The sequence below is a fragment of the Bradyrhizobium cedriense genome, assembly GCF_054602315.1.
In genome coordinates, this window is the sequence record NZ_JBTSWB010000005.1 from 421377 (window position 1) to 440568 (window position 19192).

Genomic DNA, 19192 nt, shown 5'->3' on the forward strand with positions numbered 1-19192 from the left:
TCTCGCCGGAGCGTGGTCCCACGATGCAGCTCTACCTTCCGATCGCCGATCTCCCGGTCAACGTCTTGCTCGTGCTGGCGATGGGCGCCGCGGTCGGCTTCGTGTCCGGCATGTTCGGAATCGGCGGCGGCTTCCTGATGACGCCGCTGCTGATCTTCATCGGCATCACGCCGGCGGTCGCGGTCGCCTCCGTCGCGAGCCACATCGCCGCCTCGTCCTTTTCCGGTGCGCTCTCCTATTGGCGGCGGCGCGCGATCGATCCGGCGCTGGCAAGCGTCCTGCTCTGCGGCGGCGTGACCGGCACGGCGCTCGGCGTCTGGACCTTCACGCAGCTGCGCGCGCTCGGCCAGCTCGACCTGATGATCGCGCTCTCCTACGTCGTGCTGCTCACCACCGTCGGCAGCCTGATGTTCTCCGAGGGCCTGCACGCGTTGATGCGGACCCGGCGCGGCGCGCCGCCGCCGCGACGCACGCACAACTGGATCCACGGCCTGCCCCTGAAGATGCGGTTCAAGCGCTCGAAGATCTACCTGTCGGTGATTCCCGTTGTGGTCGTCGGCATCGTGATCGGCTTCATCGGCGCGATCATGGGCATCGGCGGCGGCTTCATCCTGATCCCGATCATGATCTACCTGCTCAGGGTGCCGACCTCGACGGTGATCGGAACCTCGATGGTGCTCACGCTGGTCACGATGCTGTTCGCGACCATGCTGCACGCCGTGACCAATCACCTCGTCGACGCCGTGCTGGCGCTGATCCTGATGGTCGGCGGCGTCACCGGCGCGCAGTTCGGCGCCCGTGCCGGCCAGAAGATCCGCGGCGAACAGCTGCGATTGCTGCTCGGCCTTCTGATCCTCTCGGTCGGCGTACGCTTCGCGATCGAGCTGGTGGTCCAACCTGCGGACCTCTTCACCATCCGCGAGCTCGGAGCGAGCGGATGACGCGCACCCTTCTCGCAGTCGTTCTCGTCCTGCTGCTCGGCGGCGCTGCACGCGCCGAGCGGCTGATCGTGTCGGTCTCCAACCACCGCGTCACGGTGACGCCGGACTATTCCGGCGAGGAACTGGTGCTGTTCGGCTCGGTCGAGAGGGACGGGACGACGCCCGCCGACCGCACGGCTTACGATCTCGTCGTCACCGTGAAGGGCCCCCGCGCCGACATGGTGACACGGCGCAAGGAGCGCACCTTCGGCATCTGGATCAACACCGACTACCGGCAATTCCTGCAGGTGCCGAGCTATCTTGCGCTCTTCGCCAACCGACCCTTCGATGCGATCACCTCGCCCGAGATCGCACGGCGGCAGCAGATCGGGCTCAACAACGTGCTGCTGACGCAACGGGTCAGCGGCGATTATGCCGACGTCGTGCCGAACGATGCGTTCCGCTCGGCCTTCATTCGCCTGCGTACCCAGCGCGGCCTCTATCGCGAGGATCCGAGCGCGGTGACGTTCCTGACGCCGACCTTGTTCCGCACCGGCATTCCACTGCCGGCGGAAGTGCCGATCGGGACTTATGAGATCGAGATCAAGCTGTTTGCCAACGGTGCGTTCATCGGCAAGACCGAGACCGCGTTCGAGATCGTCAAGGTCGGCTTCGAGCAGTTCGTCGCCACCACCGCACGGCAGAACGGGCTTCTCTACGGCCTCGCCACGGCGGCGATGGCGCTGATGACGGGCTGGATGGCGTCCATCGTGTTCCGGAAGGACTAGCCACACACTTCAGGCGCCACTCTCTCCTCTCGTCATCGCCCGGCTCGACCGGGCGATCCAGTATTCCAGAGACGCTCGTTGGTTAGCTCGCCTTCACTACAACCGCCGCGGCGTACTGGATGCCCCGGTCAAGCCGGGGCATGACAGTTGAGATTGTGGCGACGTCCTCAGGCCGCCGCCTTGGCCGGCCGCGTCACCAGATAGATGCCGAGCGCGACCGGAATGATGCCGAGCAGGTCGCGGGCCTCGACGTGCTCGCCGAGCACGAGGAACGCGAACAGCATGCCCAGCGGCGGCATCAGGAAATGATAGGCGCTGGCGGCGGTGGCGCCGCACACTTTCAACAGGTGAAACCAGAGCCAATAAGCGAGGATCGAGCCGCCGAGCACGAGGAAGGCGAAGGCGCCGATCAGGTTCGGCGTAGTGTCGATCGCGTGGATATCGGCGAATGTGAGCGCGACCGGCGCAAGCACGATTCCGGCGGCGAGGTTCTGCACGCCGTTGCCGATCCAGAGACTCCCCTTCGGCGCGAGCAGCTTGAACAGGATGGTGCCGGCGACGAGCGAAGCCAGCGAGGCCAGCGTGAAAAGGATACCGTGCAGGGAATCGCTGCCGACCGAGAGGCGGTGCCAGACGATCGCCGTCACGCCGATGACGCCGAGGAGGAGACCGCTCGCCTTGCGCCAGGTCATGTCTTCGCCGAGCAGGATCGCCGCGAGCGCCGCTGTGAACACCGGATTGGCCGACACGATCAGGCCGCCGAGACCGGCGGAGACCGATTGCAGGCCGGTGTAGCCGAGCCCGAGATAGAGCGCATTGTTGGCGATGCCGAGCACCGCGAAGACGGTAGCATCGCGCCAGGACAACGACCAGCCCTCGCCGCGGATCAGGGTGGCGCCAAGAATCAAAATGCCGGCGAGCGAGAAGCGCGCGGCGAGCAGGATGAGCGGTGGGCAATGGGTGACGCCGATCTTGCCGGCGACGAAGGCGTAGCTCCAGAGCAGGCAGAACAGGCCGATGGCGAGCGGCAGCGTGTTGAAGCGGCTGCGAGGCGCGGGAAGCGAGGGGGCGAGCGACATGACTGCATTCTCCTGAGCGCTCGATCTAAGGACGCCGCTTGTCATTTGGAAATTAAATGATTAACTCATCGTCAGTGGATTTTTCGATGGAGGCGGCAATGCTCGATCTGGAGCTCCTGCGCAGCTTCGTTTCGGTGGTCGAGGCCGGCGGCTTCACCCGCGCCGGCGTGCGCGTCCACCGCACGCAGTCGACCGTGAGCCAGCAGATCAAGCGGCTGGAAGAGGACGTTGGCCAGGTTCTGCTGCACCGCGATGGCAAGGAGGTGCGTCCGACCGAAGCCGGCGAGCGGCTGCTCTCCTATGCGCGGCGGCTGCTCTCGCTCGCCGAGGAGGCGCGCGACGTGTTGCGCCAGCCTGATGGCGAAGGCGCGATCCGGCTCGGCATTCCCGAGGACTTCGCGGCTTATCGGCTGGCGAAACTGCTGGGTGCGTTCTCGCGCTCCCATCCGGGCTTGCGGCTCGACGTGCGTGCCGACCAGAGCAAGCATCTCGCCCGCGATCTCGAGCGCGGCGAGCTCGATCTTGCGCTCTACAAGCGCGAGGCCGGCGCCAAGGACGCCATCGCGGTGTGGCCGGAGCGGGTACACTGGGTCACCAGCAAGAGCCATCCGGTCGACGTCAACGTGCCGTCGGTGCCGCTGATCGGCTTTCCGCTCGGCTGTATCTATCGCGCCGGGGCCATCCACGCGCTGGAAAGTGCGGGCCGCGCCTGGCACACCGCCTACACGTCATCGAGTCTCGCCGGCATCCAGGCCGCGGTCGCCGCCGGCATGGGGCTGAGCATCCTGTCGGAGATGTCGATCCAGTCCGACCACCGCGTGCTGACGGCGAAGGAGGGCTTTGCGCCGATCAACAAGACCGAGCTCGCACTGATGGCCTCGCCGGATGCAAGCGCCGCAACGCTGCGGCTCGCGGATCGTCTCGCGGAGTTTTGCGATGCGGTGCAGGCGAAGGCGGCTTGAGCTCGCCGGACCTCCGGCGGCTCTCAATTCGCTGCGGACATCAATTTGTCGCCGCACGCATTTGCGTAGAATTTGCCGCCGCATTGGCGCTTGATCGCAGCGCAGCGAGCTGCGGGCGACGCATTCGGTGGTGCCGTGAAGCCGCAGCTGAGACCATCGGCGCTGCGGCCGGACTTGCCGGCGGCGATGGCCGCGGTCGTGGCGCCGGTGCAGACGACGAGCAGGGCCGCGATGGCGATTTCGATCCGCAGTCGCGTCAGCAGTCTCATGGGACTTCTCCACACTGATGGCTGAATCTTCCGTAATCTAGCACCGAATCCCGGTTTCTCCGTGCTCGTCCGGGTACCCAACTCGGCCCGTTCCTTGCATAAATTTGCGTCAGCGCAGTGCACGACCGCACGGACGACAGTTCCGGTGCAAGGGCAGGACGCGTAAGTTGGTAGAGTTCTTTCGACCTAGGAAGTGACGGCTTTGCAGGATACATCGTTCCAACCCGGTTCTCCGGCCCCCGGTCAGCCCATCGACGAACTCGCGCTGGCCGAGATCAAGGGCGCGATTCTCGCGAAGCTGCGCCTTGCCATCGGCAAGGATGCCGGCATGGCGACGAAGCACGACTGGTACCAGGCCGCGGCGCTGGCGCTGCGCGACCGCATCGTGCATCGCTGGCTCACGGCCGAGAAGCACAGCTACGACACGGGGCGCAAGCGGGTCTATTATCTCTCGCTCGAATTCCTGATCGGCCGTCTCTTCACCGACGCGCTCAACAACATGGGCCTCCTCAAGATCTTCGAGGTCGCGCTCGGCGATCTCGGCGTCTCGCTGCCGGAGCTGCGCAAATGCGAGCCGGACGCCGCGCTGGGCAATGGCGGCCTCGGGCGGCTCGCCGCCTGCTTCATGGAAAGCATGGCGACGCTGTCGATCCCCGCGATCGGCTACGGCATCCGCTACGATTACGGCCTGTTCCGCCAGATCATCAATCAGGGCTGGCAGCAGGAATATCCCGACGAATGGCTGGGCTTCGGCAACCCCTGGGAGTTGCAGCGGCCCGAGGTGATCTACGACATCAATTTCGGCGGCGGCGTCGAGCATGTCGACGACAAGGGCCGTGACCGCGCGATCTGGCATCCCGGCGAGACCGTGCAGGCGATCGCCTATGACACGCCGATCGTCGGCTGGCGCGGCCAGCACGTCAATGCGCTGCGGCTGTGGTCGGCGCGCTCGCCCGATCCGTTGAAGCTCGACGCCTTCAACAAGGGCGATTATGTCAGCGCCAGCGCCGAGCAGTCGCGCGCCGAGGCGATCTGCAAGTTCCTCTATCCGAACGACGAGAGCCCGGCGGGCCGCGAGCTGCGGCTGCGCCAGGAATATTTCTTCGTCTCGGCCTCGCTCCAGGACCTGGTGAAACGGCACCTCGCCTCCGACGGCCAGCTGCGCAGCCTCGCCGGGAAGGTCGCGGTGCAGCTCAACGACACCCATCCGAGCCTTGCCGTCACCGAGCTGATGCGCATTCTCATCGACCTCCACAATTTCCGCTGGGACGAGGCCTGGAAGATCACGGTCGCCACGCTCTCCTACACCAACCACACGCTGCTGCCCGAAGCGCTCGAGACATGGCCGGTCGAGCTGTTCGAGCGGCTGTTGCCGCGGCATCTGGAGATCATCTACCGCATCAACGTGCAGCATCTGGCGCTTGCCGAAGCGCGCTGCCCCGGCGACATCGACTTCCGTGCCTCGGTCTCGCTGATCGACGAGAAGAGCGGCCGCCGGGTGCGCATGGGCCAGCTCGCCTTCGTCGGCTCGCACCGCATCAACGGCGTCTCGGCGATGCATTCCGACCTGATGCGCGAGACCGTGTTCCACGATCTCAACCATCTCTATCCCGGCCGCATCACCAACAAGACCAACGGCATCACCTTCCGCCGCTGGCTGATGCTGGCGAACCCGAAGCTGACCGACCTGCTGCGCGAGACCTGCGGCGATGCCGTGCTCGACGACCCCACCCAGCTCAGCCTGATCGAGGCGCGCGCCAGCGACGTCGAATTCCAGAAGAAATTCCGCAGCGTCAAGCACCACAACAAGACGGCGCTGGCGCGCCTGATCGGCGAGCGGCTCGGCATCAAGGTCGACCCGAGCGCGCTGTTCGACGTGCAGATCAAGCGCATCCACGAATACAAGCGCCAGCTGCTCAACGTCATCGAGACGGTCGCGCTGTACCAGGCGATCAAGGACGATCCCAACGGCAATTGGGTGCCGCGGGTGAAGATCTTCGCCGGCAAGGCTGCGGCGAGCTACCGCTATGCCAAGCTCATCATCAAGCTGATCAACGACGTCGCGGAGGTCGTCAACAACGATCCCGCGATCGGCGGCAAGCTCAAGGTCGTCTTCCTGCCCGACTACAATGTCAGCCTCGCCGAGGTGATCATTCCCGCAGCCGATTTGTCCGAGCAGATCTCCACCGCGGGCATGGAGGCCTCCGGCACCGGCAACATGAAGCTGGCGCTCAACGGGGCCATCACCATCGGCACGCTCGACGGTGCCAATATCGAGATCCGCGACCATGTCGGCGCAGAGAACATCGCGATCTTCGGCATGGAGGCCGGCGACGTGATGATCCGCCGCAAGCAGGGGCTGGACGCCTCAGACGTGATCCGCAATTCGCCGAAGCTGCAGCGTGCCATCAATGCGATCGGCGCCGGCGAGTTCTCGCCCGGCGATCCCGGCCGCTTCGAATCCATCGCGCACGCGCTGCGCTATCTCGACCACTACATGGTCAGCGCCGATTTCGATTCCTATTACGAGGCGCAGCGCGCGGTCGACGCCCGGTGGCAGGTGGCGCCGGCATGGACCCGCGCCTCCATCCTCAACGTCGCGCGCATGGCGTGGTTCTCCTCGGACCGCACCATCCGCGAATATGCCGAGGAAATCTGGAACGTGCCGGTCAACCCGACCACGCCGCTGCTGCCGAACCTGCGTGACGCCGCGGGCTGATTTTCCGCGGCGTGAAATCGGCGTTACGCCATAGGTAATTGCACAGCGAAGCAATGACTGTGATATGACGACCGTCATTCCGGGGCGGCTCGCAGAGCCGAACCCGGAATCTCGAGCTTCCGGGTTCGAGGCTCCGGGCCGCTACGCGGTCCCGTCGCATCGCCCCGGAATGACAGACGGAAAACGAAAATGCACGCCAAGCTCCCGCATCCCTTCGACGACGCCACCCGCGTCACCGCCGGCGACTCCAGCTGGCAGGGGCACACCAGCGACGATTACTGGGCCTTTGTCGGCCCGTTCGGCGGTGCGACGGCCGCGACCATTTTGCGTGCGCTGATCGAGCATCCCCAACGCGCCGGCGATCCGCTCGCCCTCACCGTCAACTACTGCGCGCCGATCGCCAAGGGGCCGTTCGATCTCGACGTGCGCCTGGTGAAGGCCAATCGCTCCAGCCAGCATTGGAGTGTCGAACTCAGCCAGGGCGGCGGCGAGGTCGCAACGCTCGCCACCGCGGTATTCGCCGAGCGGCGGCCGTCCTGGGAGCACCGGGTGGCGCAATATCCTGAAGCAAAGCCGTTCGAAGAGACGATGCCGTTCCCGAAAATCTCGGCGTCCTGGGCCAATCAGTACGAATTCCGCTTCATCGAGGGCGAGATGCGGATCGGCCCGCCGCAGGCCGAGCTCGCCAGCACCTATTCGAAAATCTGGATCAGCGATCGCACGCCGCGCAAGCTCGACATGCTGTCGCTGACGTCGATGTCGGATGCCTTCTTCGGCCGCATCTTCCATGCGAGGCGCGAACTGGTGCCGTTCGGCACGGTGTCGCTGACGACGTATTTCCACACCGACAGCGACGAACTCGCCTCCGAGGACATCACGCGCGTGCTCACGACGGCCGATTCGAAGATCATGCACAAGAGCTACGCCGACCAGAACGCCGAGCTGTGGTCGCCGAACGGACGCCTGCTCGCGACCTCGACGCAGATCGCGTATTTCAAGGCGTAGATGCTTCCACAAACTCGTCATTGCGAGCGCAGCGAAGCAATCCAGACTGTCTCCGCGGAGGGATTCTGGATTGCTTCGCTGTGCTCGCAACGACGGTGGAGAGATATCGCGACAAACAAAAAGGGCGGCCTCGCGGCCGCCCTTTTGTATTGAAGACAGAGCGCGAAATTACTCCGCCGCGAGCTTCACGTCCGGCGCGGCGGCGCGCACTTCGGCGTCGACCTGGGCTTCGAACTTGGCGAAGTTCTTCTGGAACATGCCGACCAGCGCGCGCGCGGTCTTGTCGAACTCGTCCTTGTCCTTCCAGGTGTTGACCGGATTGAGGATCTCGGCCGGCACGCCCGGCAGCGCGGTCGGGACCGCGAAGCCGAAATATTTGTCGGTGCGGAATTCGACGTTACGCAAGGAGCCATCGAGCGCGGCGGTGAGCAGCGCGCGCGTCACCTTGATCGGCATGCGCGAGCCGACGCCGTACTTGCCGCCGGTCCAGCCGGTGTTGACAAGCCAGCAATCGACATTGTGCTGGGCGATGAGGTCGCGCAGCATGTTGCCGTAGACGGATGGATCGAGCGGCAGGAAGGGCGAGCCGAAGCAGGTGGAGAATTCCGGCTGCGGCTCGTTGCCGAGGCCGCGTTCGGTGCCGGCAACCTTGGCGGTGTAGCCGGACAGGAAGTGATACATCGCCTGCGCCGGCGAGAGCTTTGCGATCGGCGGCAGCACGCCGAAGGCGTCGGCGGCGAGCATCACCACGTTCTTCGGCTGCGGCGCACGGCCCGTGCGCGAGGCGTTCGGGATGAAGTCGAGCGGGTACGCCGAACGCGTGTTCTCGGTCTTGGAGCCGTCGTCGAAATCGACCACGCGGGTGTCTTCGTCGAGCACGCAATTCTCGAGCACCGCGCCGAAGCGGGTCGAGGCAGCAAAGATCTCAGGCTCGGCCTCCTTCGAGAGCTTGATGCACTTGGCGTAGCAGCCGCCCTCGAAATTGAAGACGCCGTTCGGGCCCCAGCCGTGCTCGTCGTCGCCGATCAGCGTGCGGTTGGGATCGGCGGACAACGTGGTCTTGCCGGTGCCGGATAGCCCGAAGAAGATCGCGGTGTCGCCCTTGGCGCCGACATTGGCCGAGCAGTGCATCGGCATCACGCCGCGCTCGGGCAGATAATAGTTCAGCGTGGTGAAGACCGACTTCTTCATCTCGCCGGCATAATAAGACCCGCCGATCAGGACGATCTTGCGGGCGAAATCGATCGCGACGACGTTCTCCGAGCGCACGCCGTGGCGTTTAGGATCGGCGCGGAAGCTCGGCATGTCGATGATGGTGAGCTCCGGCACGAAGGTCGACAGCTCGATCGCCTCGGGGCGGATCAACAGCGTGCGGATGAACAGCGAGTGCCAGGCGAGCTCGGTGAAGACGCGTGTCTTGATCCGGTAGGCCGGATCGGCGCCGCCATAGAGGTCCTGCGCGAACAGCTTCTTGCCTTCGGCGTGCTTGAGGAAGTCCTGATAGAGCGTCTCGAACTGCTCGGCGGTGATCGACTGGTTGCCGGCCCACCACATCTTCTTGTCGGTGGTGGCGTCGCGGACCGTGAACTTGTCCTTCGGGCTGCGCCCGGTGAACTCGCCCGTGTCGGCGCAGAGCGCGCCGTCGGCGGACAGCACCGCCTCACCCGCTGCCAGCGAGTATTGATAGAGTTGCGGCGCACCGAGGTTCCAGTGAACCTGCTTGAGATTCTTTAAGCCGAATTTGTCGGCGCCGAAGGCACCGTTGCGCACGCCCGTCTCTTGCACGAAAAAATCCTCCTAGAACCCGCGACACTCAGCGCGACCAAGTTTGGCGCCATCGCGGTCACCGTGATTAATGGGCCATTCGGCCTCGGCTGAACGACCTAATAACTGATGAACGCTGGCGTTGCCAAGCTGATCCCGCAGGATTTGGTTTATTCAAGGACCGCGCCAAACCTCGCGCATGTCAGCTCTGAGCGTGCGCATCGAAAAAATGGGAATGATCGCGCAACCATCCGCGCGTTTGCGCGTTATGTGGGGTTATTGCGACGCACAATCCCTCCCGCGTCCCTATCTAACTTCACCCTCGCCGATCAGTGCGAAAGGCCCCCACATCGCGGGATAGGCGTTGCGGGGGGACGAGGCATCGTCGAGATAGGTCAACATCGCGCGGCGCAAGGCCTCGGCACGACCGATCTTCGGTTCTTTCTTGAGCAGCTCGAACGTCGCCGTGGTCAGGCGGGTGGCCGCTTCCGAATCCACGGCCCAATGCGACACCAGCAGCGCGCGGGCACCTGCATAGAAGAACGAGCGCGCCAGGCCCGACAGCGCCTCGGCACCGGGCTTGTCCCCGGCGATGGTGTTGCAGGCGGACAGCACAACCCAATCGGCGTTGAGCTTGAGCTGAGCCACTTCGCTCGCGGTCAGAAGACCGTCGTCGAGCTCCGATGGCTGATCCGGTATGGAGAGAGCGAGCGAGGGCTCACCCAGTCCCTTGACGTCGCCGGCAACGAGACCGTGGGTGGCAAAGTAGATGATGCCGTATTGGGCAAGCGCTGCACGCTTGACCGTCGCTTCGTTGGCATCGCGACCGAGATGGATATCGGCCTCGGCGGCGCCGACATCTCTTGCCACCGCGTTCAACTCGTCGGCGGTATCGGGCAACTGCGGCAGCGCCTGGGCCAGCCGCGCGCGGTCGACGCCGGCGCCACGCCAGAAATCGGCATAGGCGATCGTCGCGATGCTGCGCGCGGCCATCTTGCCGCTCGCGGCGCGCCGGTCGGCAGGACCTTCGGCGGCAGGGTTGAATACCGGATCGCCGAAGCCGGTCATCGGCTTGACGCCCAGATCCCGGCGGGCAAAGGCGCGCAGCGATTTCAGGTTGATCACCGACGGCAGCACCGAGACCGCCTGACGCCGCAGCAGCCAGGCCGCATTGCGATAACCCTCGAGCCGGTCCGGGATCGCAGCTTGCGGCGTCTCCGTGACCAGCAGATGAAACGGCAATGCGGTCAGCGCTGCGGACGGCACGACCAGCAGGTTGCGCTTGTCCTTCGTCATCGCCTCAACCGGGCCGAGCAGCGCGACATAGAGCTCGCTCGCGAGCGCCAGGTCGAACAAGCCGGATTTGCCGGAGGCATCGTGCGCCTTGCCGACGTCCAGCCCCTTGCGGAAGGCGGCCACCTTCCGCGCCAGCACATCCGCTCCGAGAGGAATCTCCTTCCAGTCGACGCCCTCGCGCGTGATCGCGACGACATAGCTCTGCTTGTCGACGACGGAATAGACCACCATCGCCTCGTCGGCCGAGAGCAGCGACTGGATATCCTTCACGGCCAGCGGCAGCGGGTTGGAGAGCGAGGCATAGTCGGGAAATTCGACAGCAAGCGTCTTCTGCAATCCATTGCGCGCGCTCGCGATCGCCGCGATCCGCGCGCGGCTGCGCTGCTCGGCCGCAACGTCGCGGTGGGCGGACGGCTTCGACACCGCAGCGACGATCGCCTTGTCCAGCGCTTCGGACTCGGCCGCGAGATCCTGGTCCTTGCGCACGAGCTCGGCAAGCCGGTCGCTGCCGGCGGCAAGCCGCACCGCGAGCTTGTTCACGGCAGACGCGGCGGAAGATTGCGTGCCGCGCTGGATCGCCGCGAGCGCGTCATCGAGCGCCTTGTCGCTCGCCAGCAGCGACTGTTGCCGCGCAGCGAACAGGATCGGCAGCACGACACGCAGCTGCGCACGATTGGCCGCGAGCGTCTTCTGCGCGAACGGCAAAGCGTCCGCAGTGCGTCCCGTCGCCTGAAGGAAATGGGCGAGGTTGCCCGTCGAGGTCGCGACATCGGGATGATCAGGCCCGAGAGCACGCTCGCGAATCGACAGCGCGCGACGATAAAGCGGCTCGGCCTCGGCAAAGCGCTTCTGATGCTGATAGAGCCCGGCGAGATTGTTGAGCGAGCGCGCCACGTCCGGGTGATCCGGTCCAAGCACCTTTTCGCGGATCGCGAGCGAGCGCTTGATCGGGGCCTCGGCGTCGGCGTCGCGATTGAGGTCGCGATCGACCTGACCGATGTTGTTCAGGACCGTGGCGACTGCTGGATGCTCGGGTCCGGCGGCTTTCTGATAGATCGCGAGCGCACGCCGGAACAACGGCTCGGCGTCGGCAAAGCGCTCCTGCTTCACGTAGAGCGTGGCGAGATTGTTCAGAGCCCGGCCGACGTCGGGATGCTCTCGCGACAGACTCCTTTCACTGACGGCGAGCGCGCGCTTGAACAGCGGCTCGGCTTCAGTGAAGCGGCCCTGCCGCTGATACAGCGCGGCGAGATTGTTCAGTTCAGGCGCGATCAAGCCGGTGTCGAGGCCGAGCGACTTTTCCATCAGCGCGATGGCCCGCTTGTAGATCGGCTCAGCCAGATGGTCGCGGCCCTGGCCGGCATGGACCTGGCCGAGATTGTTGAGCGCGGCGGAGAGTTCGCGACCGTTGTCGCTCTTTTCGAGGCTTGCAACCATCGCCTGAGCCAAAGGCAGCGCTTCCGAATATCTGCCAGCGCTCACGAGCGCGTTGATCCGCACGCTCTCCGCGGCGAGCCCCTTTTGGGCGAGGCCGGACGTCGGCAGCGCCGCGATCGCGAGCGCCACAGCCGCGATCAGCATCAAACGACGGTGTTTCATGAACCCTCTCGCTGCGAGCCGTAAGACGTTACGGCCTTGGGTCGCAGCGATGGGCGGCAGCGTTCAAAGCGCTGCGCCCTGGTCCATCTTCTTGCGTGCTTCGCCAGCGAGCCGGACCAGCATCTTGCGCAGCGACGTGCCGTCAGTCACCCGCTCCGGGAAATCCAGCCGCAGCACGGCCTGGCCGTCCTGCATGTCGATGCCCTCGGGATCGCAGCCGGTGCAGCGCCACTCGCCCTCGGCCGCGCCAAGGAGCTTGGTCGCATAGAGGTTCATGGCGTCGCGATGGTCGGCATTCATGTGCTCGGCGGCGCCCTCTTCCGCCGCCAGCAGATCCTCGGCCCCGGTGAGGTCCGTGAGGAACTGCTCGGGCTCGAGATCGACGATCCGGCCGAAGCCGGCGACCAGATGGGTTCCGGTGGGCCGGATCCGGAAAAAGGAAAAATCCTTAAAGGATACAAAGCCTTCCGCTGAGGGATGGGCATTGAGGTACCGCCGCTGGAGAAGATCCCTCTCGGCGTCGGCCTGCTCCGCCCGACCGGACAGCATGATGCGGGCGCCTTCCAGGGGATCGCCGGCGGCGCGTTCATCCAGCATCAGGGAGACCCGGTTGTCCGCCAGGATGTTCCTGGTGTGCACGGCGAGGCGCGAGATCAGCAGGATCGGCGAGCCATCGGGGTGGCTGGCCAGATTGACCAGGGAACAATAGGGATCGCCGCTGCCGGCCATCAAGGTCGCGAGCGCCCCCTGCCGCGACCGCCGCAGCAGCGATCTGGCGAGCTTGCCGGGGTCGAAATCGGAGGTCGGTTGCATCGGCTTTCTCAGGTCAGGTGGTTGCATGAAGGGCCTTTTTTCGGGTAAACCGGGGCCCGGTTATGGGTCGAGACGCGGCGAATCTGCCGTGTTTCGTGGAACTTGGTCACACTTCAGCCTAGCTTGCATTGCTCGGTGACAAGGTTCGAACGCCACTTCGGCACCCATGTATGCGGCGCATCACTGGATTGCTCGCCGTTTCAAGCCACGACCCAAACGGAAAGCAGAAAGCAGAGGCTCATGCCCACAATCGCTTTGGTCGACGACGACCGCAACATTCTCACATCCGTCTCGATCGCGCTGGAAGCCGAAGGCTACCGCATCATGACCTACACCGACGGCGCCTCCGCGCTCGACGGTTTCCGCACCACCCAGCCCGATCTCGCCATCCTCGACATCAAGATGCCGCGCATGGACGGCATGGAAACGCTGCGACGTCTGCGGCAAAAGTCCGACCTGCCCGTGATCTTCCTGACTTCCAAGGACGAGGAGATCGACGAACTGTTCGGCCTCAAGATGGGCGCCGACGACTTCATCCGCAAACCGTTCTCGCAACGCCTTTTGGTCGAGCGCGTCAAAGCGGTGCTGCGCCGCTCGGCGCCGAAGGACCCGACTGTCACGCCGAAGGAGAACGACGCCAAGGCGCTCGACCGCGGCCTTTTGCGCATGGATCCGGAGCGGCACACCTGCACCTGGAAGAACGAGCCGGTGACGTTGACCGTCACCGAATTCCTGATCCTCCAGGCGCTGGCGACCCGCCCCGGCGTGGTGAAGAGCCGCAACGCGCTGATGGACGCCGCCTATGACGACCAGGTCTATGTCGACGACCGCACCATCGACAGCCACATCAAGCGGCTGCGCAAGAAGTTCAAGGTGGTCGATAACGAGTTCGAGATGATCGAGACGCTCTACGGCGTCGGCTACCGTTTCAAGGAAGCCTGAGGCTCACACAGCTTCACGGACGACCGAGAGCATCGCCGCTTCTGATTCCATCGGGAGCGGGATCGCTCTAGGATGCGGGGACCTTTTCGACGAATGTCCTAATGCGGACGTAAGCATTGCTTGACCGAACGCAGCCTGATCAAAACCAGAGCGCCGAGGATGTCGCATCCGGCGGCGTTCAGGAGCACGTTGCCGAAGACAAGCCGCAGGGCTGGCGACCGCTGAACTGGCTGAAACGCGCCGGGCAGTTCTTCTTCGCGCTGTCCTTCTCGAGCCTGACCCGCCGCATCGTCTCGCTCAACCTCGCCGGCCTCGTCGCGCTGGTGGCGAGTATCCTGTACCTGTCGCAATTCCGCGCCGGCCTGATCGATGCGCGGGCGCAGAGCCTCCTGGTGCAGGCCGAGATCATCGCCGGCGCAATCGCGGCCTCCGCCACGGTGCAGACCAACGCCATCACCATCGATCCCGACAGGTTGCTCGACCTCAAGCCGGGCGAGACCTATGGCGGTCCGGACGAGTATTCGCCGCTGGACTTTCCGATCAATCCGGAGCGCGTGGCGCCGGTGCTGCGCACCCTGATCTCGCCGACCAAGACGCGCGCCCGCATCTACGATCCGAACGGCAGCCTGCTGCTCGACAGCCGCAACCTCGAAAACGTGCTGCGCTTCGACCTGCCGCCGCCGGCCGAGAAACCGGGCTTCGTCGAGCGCGGCATGGTCGCAGTGCGCACCTGGCTGAACCGCGGCGACCTGCCGCTCTACCGCGAGCTCGGCCCCGAGAACGGCAACGGCTATGCGGAGGTAGGCGACGCGCTTCAGGGCCAGAAGCGCTCGATGGTGCGGGTCAATGCCCGCGGCGAGGTGATCGTCTCGGTCGCGGTCCCCGTTCTGCGCTCGCGCGCGATCCATGGCGCGCTGATGCTGTCGACCCAGGGCGACGACATCGACCAGATGGTCACCGCCGAGCGCCTCGCCATCCTGAAGGTCGGCGGCGTCGCCGCCGCCGTCATGATCATGTTGTCGCTCCTGCTCGCGAGCACGATCGCCGGGCCCGTGCGCCGGCTCGCCGACAGCGCCGAGCGCGTCCGCCGCCGCATCAAGGCCCGCATCGAGATTCCCGATTTCACGCGCCGCCGCGACGAGATCGGCCACCTCTCCGGCGCGCTGCGCGACATGACCAGCGCGCTGTACAGCCGCATCGAGGCGATCGAGATGTTCGCCGCCGACGTCGCCCATGAACTGAAGAACCCGCTGACCTCGCTGCGCTCGGCGGTCGAGACGCTGCCGCTGGCGCGCAACGAGACCAGCCGCGCGCGCCTGCTCGAGGTGATCGAGCACGACGTCAAGCGGCTCGACCGGCTGATCTCCGACATCTCCGACGCCAGCCGGCTCGATGCCGAGTTGCAGCGCCAGGATGCGATCCCGGTCGATTTGCGCCGCCTGCTGACGACGCTCGTGTCCGTCGCCAATGAGACCAAGCTCGGCCACGACGTTGCGGTCGAGACGCGCTTCGAGGGCCGCGGCCCGACCGACACCTTCGCCGTCAGCGGCCACGATTCACGGCTCGGGCAGGTGGTCTCCAACCTGCTCTCGAACGCGCAATCATTCTCCGAAGCCGGCAACAAGGTGCGCCTCACCTGCCGCCGCGTGCGCGGCGAGATCGAGATCGTGGTCGACGACGACGGCCCCGGCATTCGCGACGACGCGCTGGAGCGCATCTTCGAGCGCTTCTATACCGATCGTCCGCATCAGGGTTTTGGCCAGAACTCAGGCCTCGGCCTGTCGATCTCCAAGCAGATCGTCGATGCCCATGGCGGACGCATCTGGGCAGAGAACCGCCCCGGCCCGCTGGATGCCGACGGCGAGCCGACGGTCGCCGGCGCGCGCTTCGTGGTGCGGCTGCCGGCCCTATGACCGATGGCGGGCCCAGCGTTCACGCCTCCGCCGTCAAGGTCGGGACTTTTGCCGTCCTGATCCGTGGGCCGTCGGGCTCCGGCAAGTCCCGCCTTGCCTTTGATTTGATCATGGCAGGCCGCGCCGGCGTGGTCGAAAGGGCGGTCCTGGTCGGTGATGACCGTGTCCATCTGGCGACAGTCGGCCATGAAATTGAGGCCCGTCCCGCTCCGGCTTTGGCTGGCCTGATCGAGATCCGCGGCTTGGGGATCCGCCGCTGCGACTTCGTGGAGCATGCGACCGTCGGTCTCGTGGTCGATCTGGACGCGACGGATGCGGAACGCTTGCCGGCGCCCGAAGCCCTAAAAACAAGCATCCTCGGTGTCGAAATACCGCGAATACCCGTTGGCCGCGGCTATTCGCCCCTCCCCCTGGTTGTCGCCGCCTTGACCACTACCAAGAGTTCATCTTCCGTTAACCTCTCCGGCGATTGTTCGAAGGGAAATGGTAACCATATGAACCCCACTATCGCGACCGATTAGACCGGCGCAGCTCCCCTCATCCATCCGTCTAGATTCAGGGAGATACGCAACATCCCCTCTTGCGCGGGGGCTCTGGATGGTCAAAGTGGCGCGTTCGTGCGGTGCACCAAAAGCGCCCGCGAGGAGTTTTCCGATGATTGGTCTAGTACTTGTGACCCACGGGCGCCTTGCCGACGAATTCAAGGCAGCGCTTGAGCATGTCATGGGTCCACAAAAGCAAATCGAAGCGATCACGATCGGCGCCGAAGATGATTCCGATCTCTGCCGAAGCGACATCATCGAGGCGGTCAACCGCGTCGATTCCGGCGACGGCGTTGCGATCCTCACCGACATGTTCGGCGGCACGCCGTCGAACCTTGCAATATCCTGCATGAGCCGGCCCAAGGTCGAAGTGCTCGCGGGCATCAACCTGCCCATGCTGGTGAAGCTCGCCAAGGTGCGCGAGGAGCGGTCGCTGCCCGACGCGATCGCGATGGCCCAGGAAGCGGGCCGCAAATACGTCACCATCGCCAGCCGCGTGCTCGCCGGCAAATGAGCGACGAGGCGCCACAAGCGGGGGCAGGCGTGCCCGCGGGCGCGATCTCCAGGGATCTTCTGATCGTCAACAAGCGCGGCCTGCATGCCCGCGCCTCCGCGAAATTCGTCCAGCTGGTCGAGCGCTTCGACGCGCAGGTGTGGGTGACGCGCGGCGGCGAGACCGTCGGCGGCACCTCGATCATGGGATTGATGATGCTCGCGGCAGGGCCGGGCACGACGATCACGGTTGCGGCGGCAGGTGCCGACGCCGAAGGCGCGCTCGCGGCGATCACCGAACTCGTCGAGAGCAAGTTCAACGAGGAAGGGGTTTAGGCTCCTCACCGTCATTCCGGGAGGGCGCGTTAGCACCAGACCCGGAACCTCGAGATTCCGGGTTCGATGCTGCGCATCGCCCCGGAATGACCTTCTCTCACTTCGCCGGCGGCGCGATGTAGACGTTCCAGCTCATCGACGGGCCCGCCCTGCCGTGGGTGAAGCGGCGCGTCGTCATCACGATGCGCTCGGCATTCGGCGCGGTCTCCGACACCCATTTCTCGAAGGCAGGCAGACGACCGTCGGTCGGATCGAACACGCCGATGAAGCCGTATTTCCTGGCGTCGTCGCGCGAGGTCAGCCCGGAATCCCAGGCCTCCAGCGGCAGCAGCGCGGCCGGATGATCCGGGCTGTAGAACACCATCGGCTGGATCGACTCCATGGTGCCGGCGACGACGGCCCAGCGCAAGGCGAAGCGCGCGTGCCAGGCCTGGGTCAGCTCGCGCGCCAGCTCCGATCGCGCGCCATAGGTCGACGTATTGCCGGCGTTGGCCGCCATCTCGCGCGTGGCGATCCAGGGCGAGGCGGCAAGCGTCGCGACGCTGAGCACCAGCCAGATCGCGGCGATGTTGAACAGCGCTGCGCCCTGCACGCGCAGCGTCGGGATCGCGACCAGCGCGAGCGGGACCAGGAAGAACAGCGAGATGCCCCAATCGGTCTTCATGTAGATGCTGAAGACGAGCGCGCCGAGCGGCGGGCCGAAGGCGACGATGACCTGGATGATCCAGACGTTCAGCGCCTGCGAAAGATTGACGCCGGAATTGCCGCGGCGCGCCCAGGCACGCGTGACGATGCGCGAGGGGGCGCGCAGCAGCAACTTGATCCAAGGCGGCACCAGTGCCATGGCCAAGGCCGCGAGCGCCACCGGTAATGCCAGCAGCCCCAGATTATGCAGCACATAGCCGGCGACGAGCTGATGCACCTGGCCGCTGTCCTGGAGGCTGTAGGTGTCGCCGGCATAGGTCAGCGGCACGAAATGCACGTCCGCCAGCCAGACGATGTGCGGGATCATCGCCGCGACCATCGTCGCGATCGCCACCCATGGCGCGGGCGACGACAGGAATCGCAACCGGTCGGGATGGATCAGCGCGGCAAGGCCGATGGCGCCGATCATGGTCAGCACCCAGTATTTGGTCATCAGCGCCAGCGCGCCGGCCAGCCCGAGCAGGACTCCGGATTGCCAGCTGCGTTTCTCGAAGGCGTTGAGATAAGCGAGCACCAGGAGCGGCAGCGTGACGAGCTGGAGCAGGTCCGGGTTGTACTTGAAGCCCTTGAAATTGAAGATCGGGTAGAGAGCGATCATCACCACGACGAGGAACGCGCGTCGCGCATCCACCACGCGCAGCGCGACGAGCCAGCAGATCACCATGCCGACGCTCACCGTCGTCATCGCGAGCGCGTAGGTCGCCCAATCCGCCGCCGGGAACGCCTTGAACCAGAGGCCGGCCACCCAGCCCGACAGCGGCGGATGCTTGCCGTAACCCCAGAGGAGTTTCTGGCCCCAGCCATAGGCTTCTGCGACGTCCATGTGAACGTCCTGCGCCGCCTTGAGATTGATCAGGATGAAGGTCCAGAGCACCGCGTGCAGGATGGCGAACTGGATCACCAGCCAGAGCCGCGCGTCGGGGCGGACCGCACAGGCAACCAGCCAGGCCCGGAAGCGGTCGTAACTCAAGCGGGTCTTCGCCCGCGCTCTGGCGGATGGGATCGAGGTGGTCGACATGGGCCTGGACATGAGGCGTTGCGTAGCGCG

The 19192-nt window shown here is 65.3% G+C and carries 16 protein-coding genes; 10 read left to right on the forward strand and 6 right to left on the reverse strand.

From position 1 onward, the window contains the following. Positions 1-23: 23 nt before the first annotated feature. Entirely contained in the window at positions 24-941 is a 918-nt protein-coding gene (locus ACYCVF_RS23235) for a sulfite exporter TauE/SafE family protein (protein ID WP_459600622.1), read from the forward strand. Beyond that, the gene (locus ACYCVF_RS23240) at positions 938-1708 is read left to right on the forward strand and encodes a TIGR02186 family protein (protein WP_459600624.1); all 771 of its coding nucleotides are present in this window, start codon (positions 938-940) and stop codon (positions 1706-1708) included. The genes ACYCVF_RS23235 and ACYCVF_RS23240 overlap by 4 nt, the downstream gene beginning before the upstream one ends. Positions 1709-1875: 167 nt before the next feature. Here the strand turns inward: ACYCVF_RS23240 and ACYCVF_RS23245 are convergent, their stop codons facing one another. After that, positions 1876-2787, reverse strand: a complete 912-nt coding sequence (locus tag ACYCVF_RS23245) for a DMT family transporter (protein WP_459600626.1) — start codon at positions 2785-2787, stop codon at positions 1876-1878. Between the two features lie 98 nt (positions 2788-2885). Between ACYCVF_RS23245 and ACYCVF_RS23250 the strand changes: the two genes are divergently transcribed. Then, the gene (locus ACYCVF_RS23250; protein ID WP_459600887.1) at positions 2886-3749 is read left to right on the forward strand and encodes a LysR substrate-binding domain-containing protein; all 864 of its coding nucleotides are present in this window, start codon (positions 2886-2888) and stop codon (positions 3747-3749) included. A 23-nt stretch (positions 3750-3772) separates the two neighbouring features. Here the strand turns inward: ACYCVF_RS23250 and ACYCVF_RS23255 are convergent, their stop codons facing one another. Beyond that, positions 3773-4018, reverse strand: coding sequence for a hypothetical protein (locus ACYCVF_RS23255; RefSeq protein ID WP_459600628.1), 246 nt, complete (start codon positions 4016-4018; stop codon positions 3773-3775). A 202-nt stretch (positions 4019-4220) separates the two neighbouring features. Between ACYCVF_RS23255 and ACYCVF_RS23260 the strand changes: the two genes are divergently transcribed. Together ACYCVF_RS23260 and ACYCVF_RS23265 are read left to right on the forward strand one after the other, a co-directional pair. Continuing rightward, positions 4221-6737: a glycogen/starch/alpha-glucan phosphorylase gene (locus ACYCVF_RS23260; RefSeq protein ID WP_459600630.1), complete on the forward strand. Its 2517-nt coding sequence runs from the start codon at positions 4221-4223 to the stop codon at positions 6735-6737. Between the two features lie 189 nt (positions 6738-6926). After that, the gene (locus ACYCVF_RS23265; RefSeq protein ID WP_459600632.1) at positions 6927-7742 is read left to right on the forward strand and encodes an acyl-CoA thioesterase; all 816 of its coding nucleotides are present in this window, start codon (positions 6927-6929) and stop codon (positions 7740-7742) included. 168 nt (positions 7743-7910) lie between these two features. Here the strand turns inward: ACYCVF_RS23265 and ACYCVF_RS23270 are convergent, their stop codons facing one another. From ACYCVF_RS23270 to ACYCVF_RS23280, 3 genes are all read right to left on the reverse strand, one after another. Then, positions 7911-9527: a phosphoenolpyruvate carboxykinase gene (locus ACYCVF_RS23270; protein WP_459600634.1), complete on the reverse strand. Its 1617-nt coding sequence runs from the start codon at positions 9525-9527 to the stop codon at positions 7911-7913. Between the two features lie 285 nt (positions 9528-9812). Further along, the gene (locus ACYCVF_RS23275) at positions 9813-12401 is read right to left on the reverse strand and encodes a CHAT domain-containing tetratricopeptide repeat protein (protein WP_459600636.1); all 2589 of its coding nucleotides are present in this window, start codon (positions 12399-12401) and stop codon (positions 9813-9815) included. A 63-nt stretch (positions 12402-12464) separates the two neighbouring features. Beyond that, positions 12465-13214, reverse strand: a complete 750-nt coding sequence (locus ACYCVF_RS23280) for a HugZ family pyridoxamine 5'-phosphate oxidase (RefSeq protein WP_459600637.1) — start codon at positions 13212-13214, stop codon at positions 12465-12467. 240 nt (positions 13215-13454) lie between these two features. On the opposite strand from ACYCVF_RS23280, the gene ACYCVF_RS23285 reads away from it, so the two are divergent. The 5 genes from ACYCVF_RS23285 (at position 13455) to ACYCVF_RS23305 (ending at position 17439) form a co-directional block, all read left to right on the forward strand. After that, positions 13455-14156, forward strand: a complete 702-nt coding sequence (locus tag ACYCVF_RS23285; protein WP_007597749.1) for a response regulator transcription factor — start codon at positions 13455-13457, stop codon at positions 14154-14156. A gap of 116 nt (positions 14157-14272) precedes the next feature. Then, positions 14273-16069 (forward strand): stimulus-sensing domain-containing protein, encoded by a 1797-nt coding sequence (locus ACYCVF_RS23290; protein ID WP_459600640.1) that lies wholly within the window; start codon positions 14273-14275, stop codon positions 16067-16069. Continuing rightward, positions 16066-16590, forward strand: coding sequence for an HPr kinase/phosphorylase (locus ACYCVF_RS23295; protein ID WP_459600642.1), 525 nt, complete (start codon positions 16066-16068; stop codon positions 16588-16590). The genes ACYCVF_RS23290 and ACYCVF_RS23295 overlap by 4 nt, the downstream gene beginning before the upstream one ends. Positions 16591-16723: 133 nt before the next feature. Continuing rightward, positions 16724-17125, forward strand: a complete 402-nt coding sequence (locus ACYCVF_RS23300) for a PTS sugar transporter subunit IIA (RefSeq protein WP_024339151.1) — start codon at positions 16724-16726, stop codon at positions 17123-17125. Then, a complete protein-coding gene (locus ACYCVF_RS23305; RefSeq protein ID WP_459600645.1) occupies positions 17122-17439 on the forward strand; it encodes an HPr family phosphocarrier protein in 318 nt (105 codons plus the stop codon). Before ACYCVF_RS23300 ends, ACYCVF_RS23305 begins: the two co-directional genes overlap by 4 nt. Positions 17440-17536: 97 nt before the next feature. Here ACYCVF_RS23305 and ACYCVF_RS23310 read toward each other — a convergent pair whose 3' ends face one another. Then, positions 17537-19162, reverse strand: a complete 1626-nt coding sequence (locus tag ACYCVF_RS23310; RefSeq protein WP_459600889.1) for a glycosyltransferase family 39 protein — start codon at positions 19160-19162, stop codon at positions 17537-17539. Positions 19163-19192 lie beyond the last annotated feature (30 nt).

Excerpts from the sequence above, each read along its gene's own strand:
- ACYCVF_RS23235 (WP_459600622.1), top strand. The coding sequence starts at position 24 with ATGCAGCTCTACCTTCCGATCGCCGATCTCCCGGTCAACGTCTTGCTC.
- ACYCVF_RS23240 (WP_459600624.1), top strand. The coding sequence starts at position 938 with ATGACGCGCACCCTTCTCGCAGTCGTTCTCGTCCTGCTGCTCGGCGGC.
- ACYCVF_RS23245 (WP_459600626.1), bottom strand. The coding sequence starts at position 2,787 with ATGTCGCTCGCCCCCTCGCTTCCCGCGCCTCGCAGCCGCTTCAACACG.
- ACYCVF_RS23250 (WP_459600887.1), top strand. The coding sequence starts at position 2,886 with ATGCTCGATCTGGAGCTCCTGCGCAGCTTCGTTTCGGTGGTCGAGGCC.
- ACYCVF_RS23255 (WP_459600628.1), bottom strand. The coding sequence starts at position 4,018 with ATGAGACTGCTGACGCGACTGCGGATCGAAATCGCCATCGCGGCCCTG.
- ACYCVF_RS23265 (WP_459600632.1), top strand. The coding sequence starts at position 6,927 with ATGCACGCCAAGCTCCCGCATCCCTTCGACGACGCCACCCGCGTCACC.
- ACYCVF_RS23275 (WP_459600636.1), bottom strand. The coding sequence starts at position 12,401 with ATGAAACACCGTCGTTTGATGCTGATCGCGGCTGTGGCGCTCGCGATC.
- ACYCVF_RS23280 (WP_459600637.1), bottom strand. The coding sequence starts at position 13,214 with ATGCAACCGACCTCCGATTTCGACCCCGGCAAGCTCGCCAGATCGCTG.
- ACYCVF_RS23285 (WP_007597749.1), top strand. The coding sequence starts at position 13,455 with ATGCCCACAATCGCTTTGGTCGACGACGACCGCAACATTCTCACATCC.
- ACYCVF_RS23295 (WP_459600642.1), top strand. The coding sequence starts at position 16,066 with ATGACCGATGGCGGGCCCAGCGTTCACGCCTCCGCCGTCAAGGTCGGG.
- ACYCVF_RS23300 (WP_024339151.1), top strand. The coding sequence starts at position 16,724 with ATGATTGGTCTAGTACTTGTGACCCACGGGCGCCTTGCCGACGAATTC.
- ACYCVF_RS23305 (WP_459600645.1), top strand. The coding sequence starts at position 17,122 with ATGAGCGACGAGGCGCCACAAGCGGGGGCAGGCGTGCCCGCGGGCGCG.
- ACYCVF_RS23310 (WP_459600889.1), bottom strand. The coding sequence starts at position 19,162 with ATGTCGACCACCTCGATCCCATCCGCCAGAGCGCGGGCGAAGACCCGC.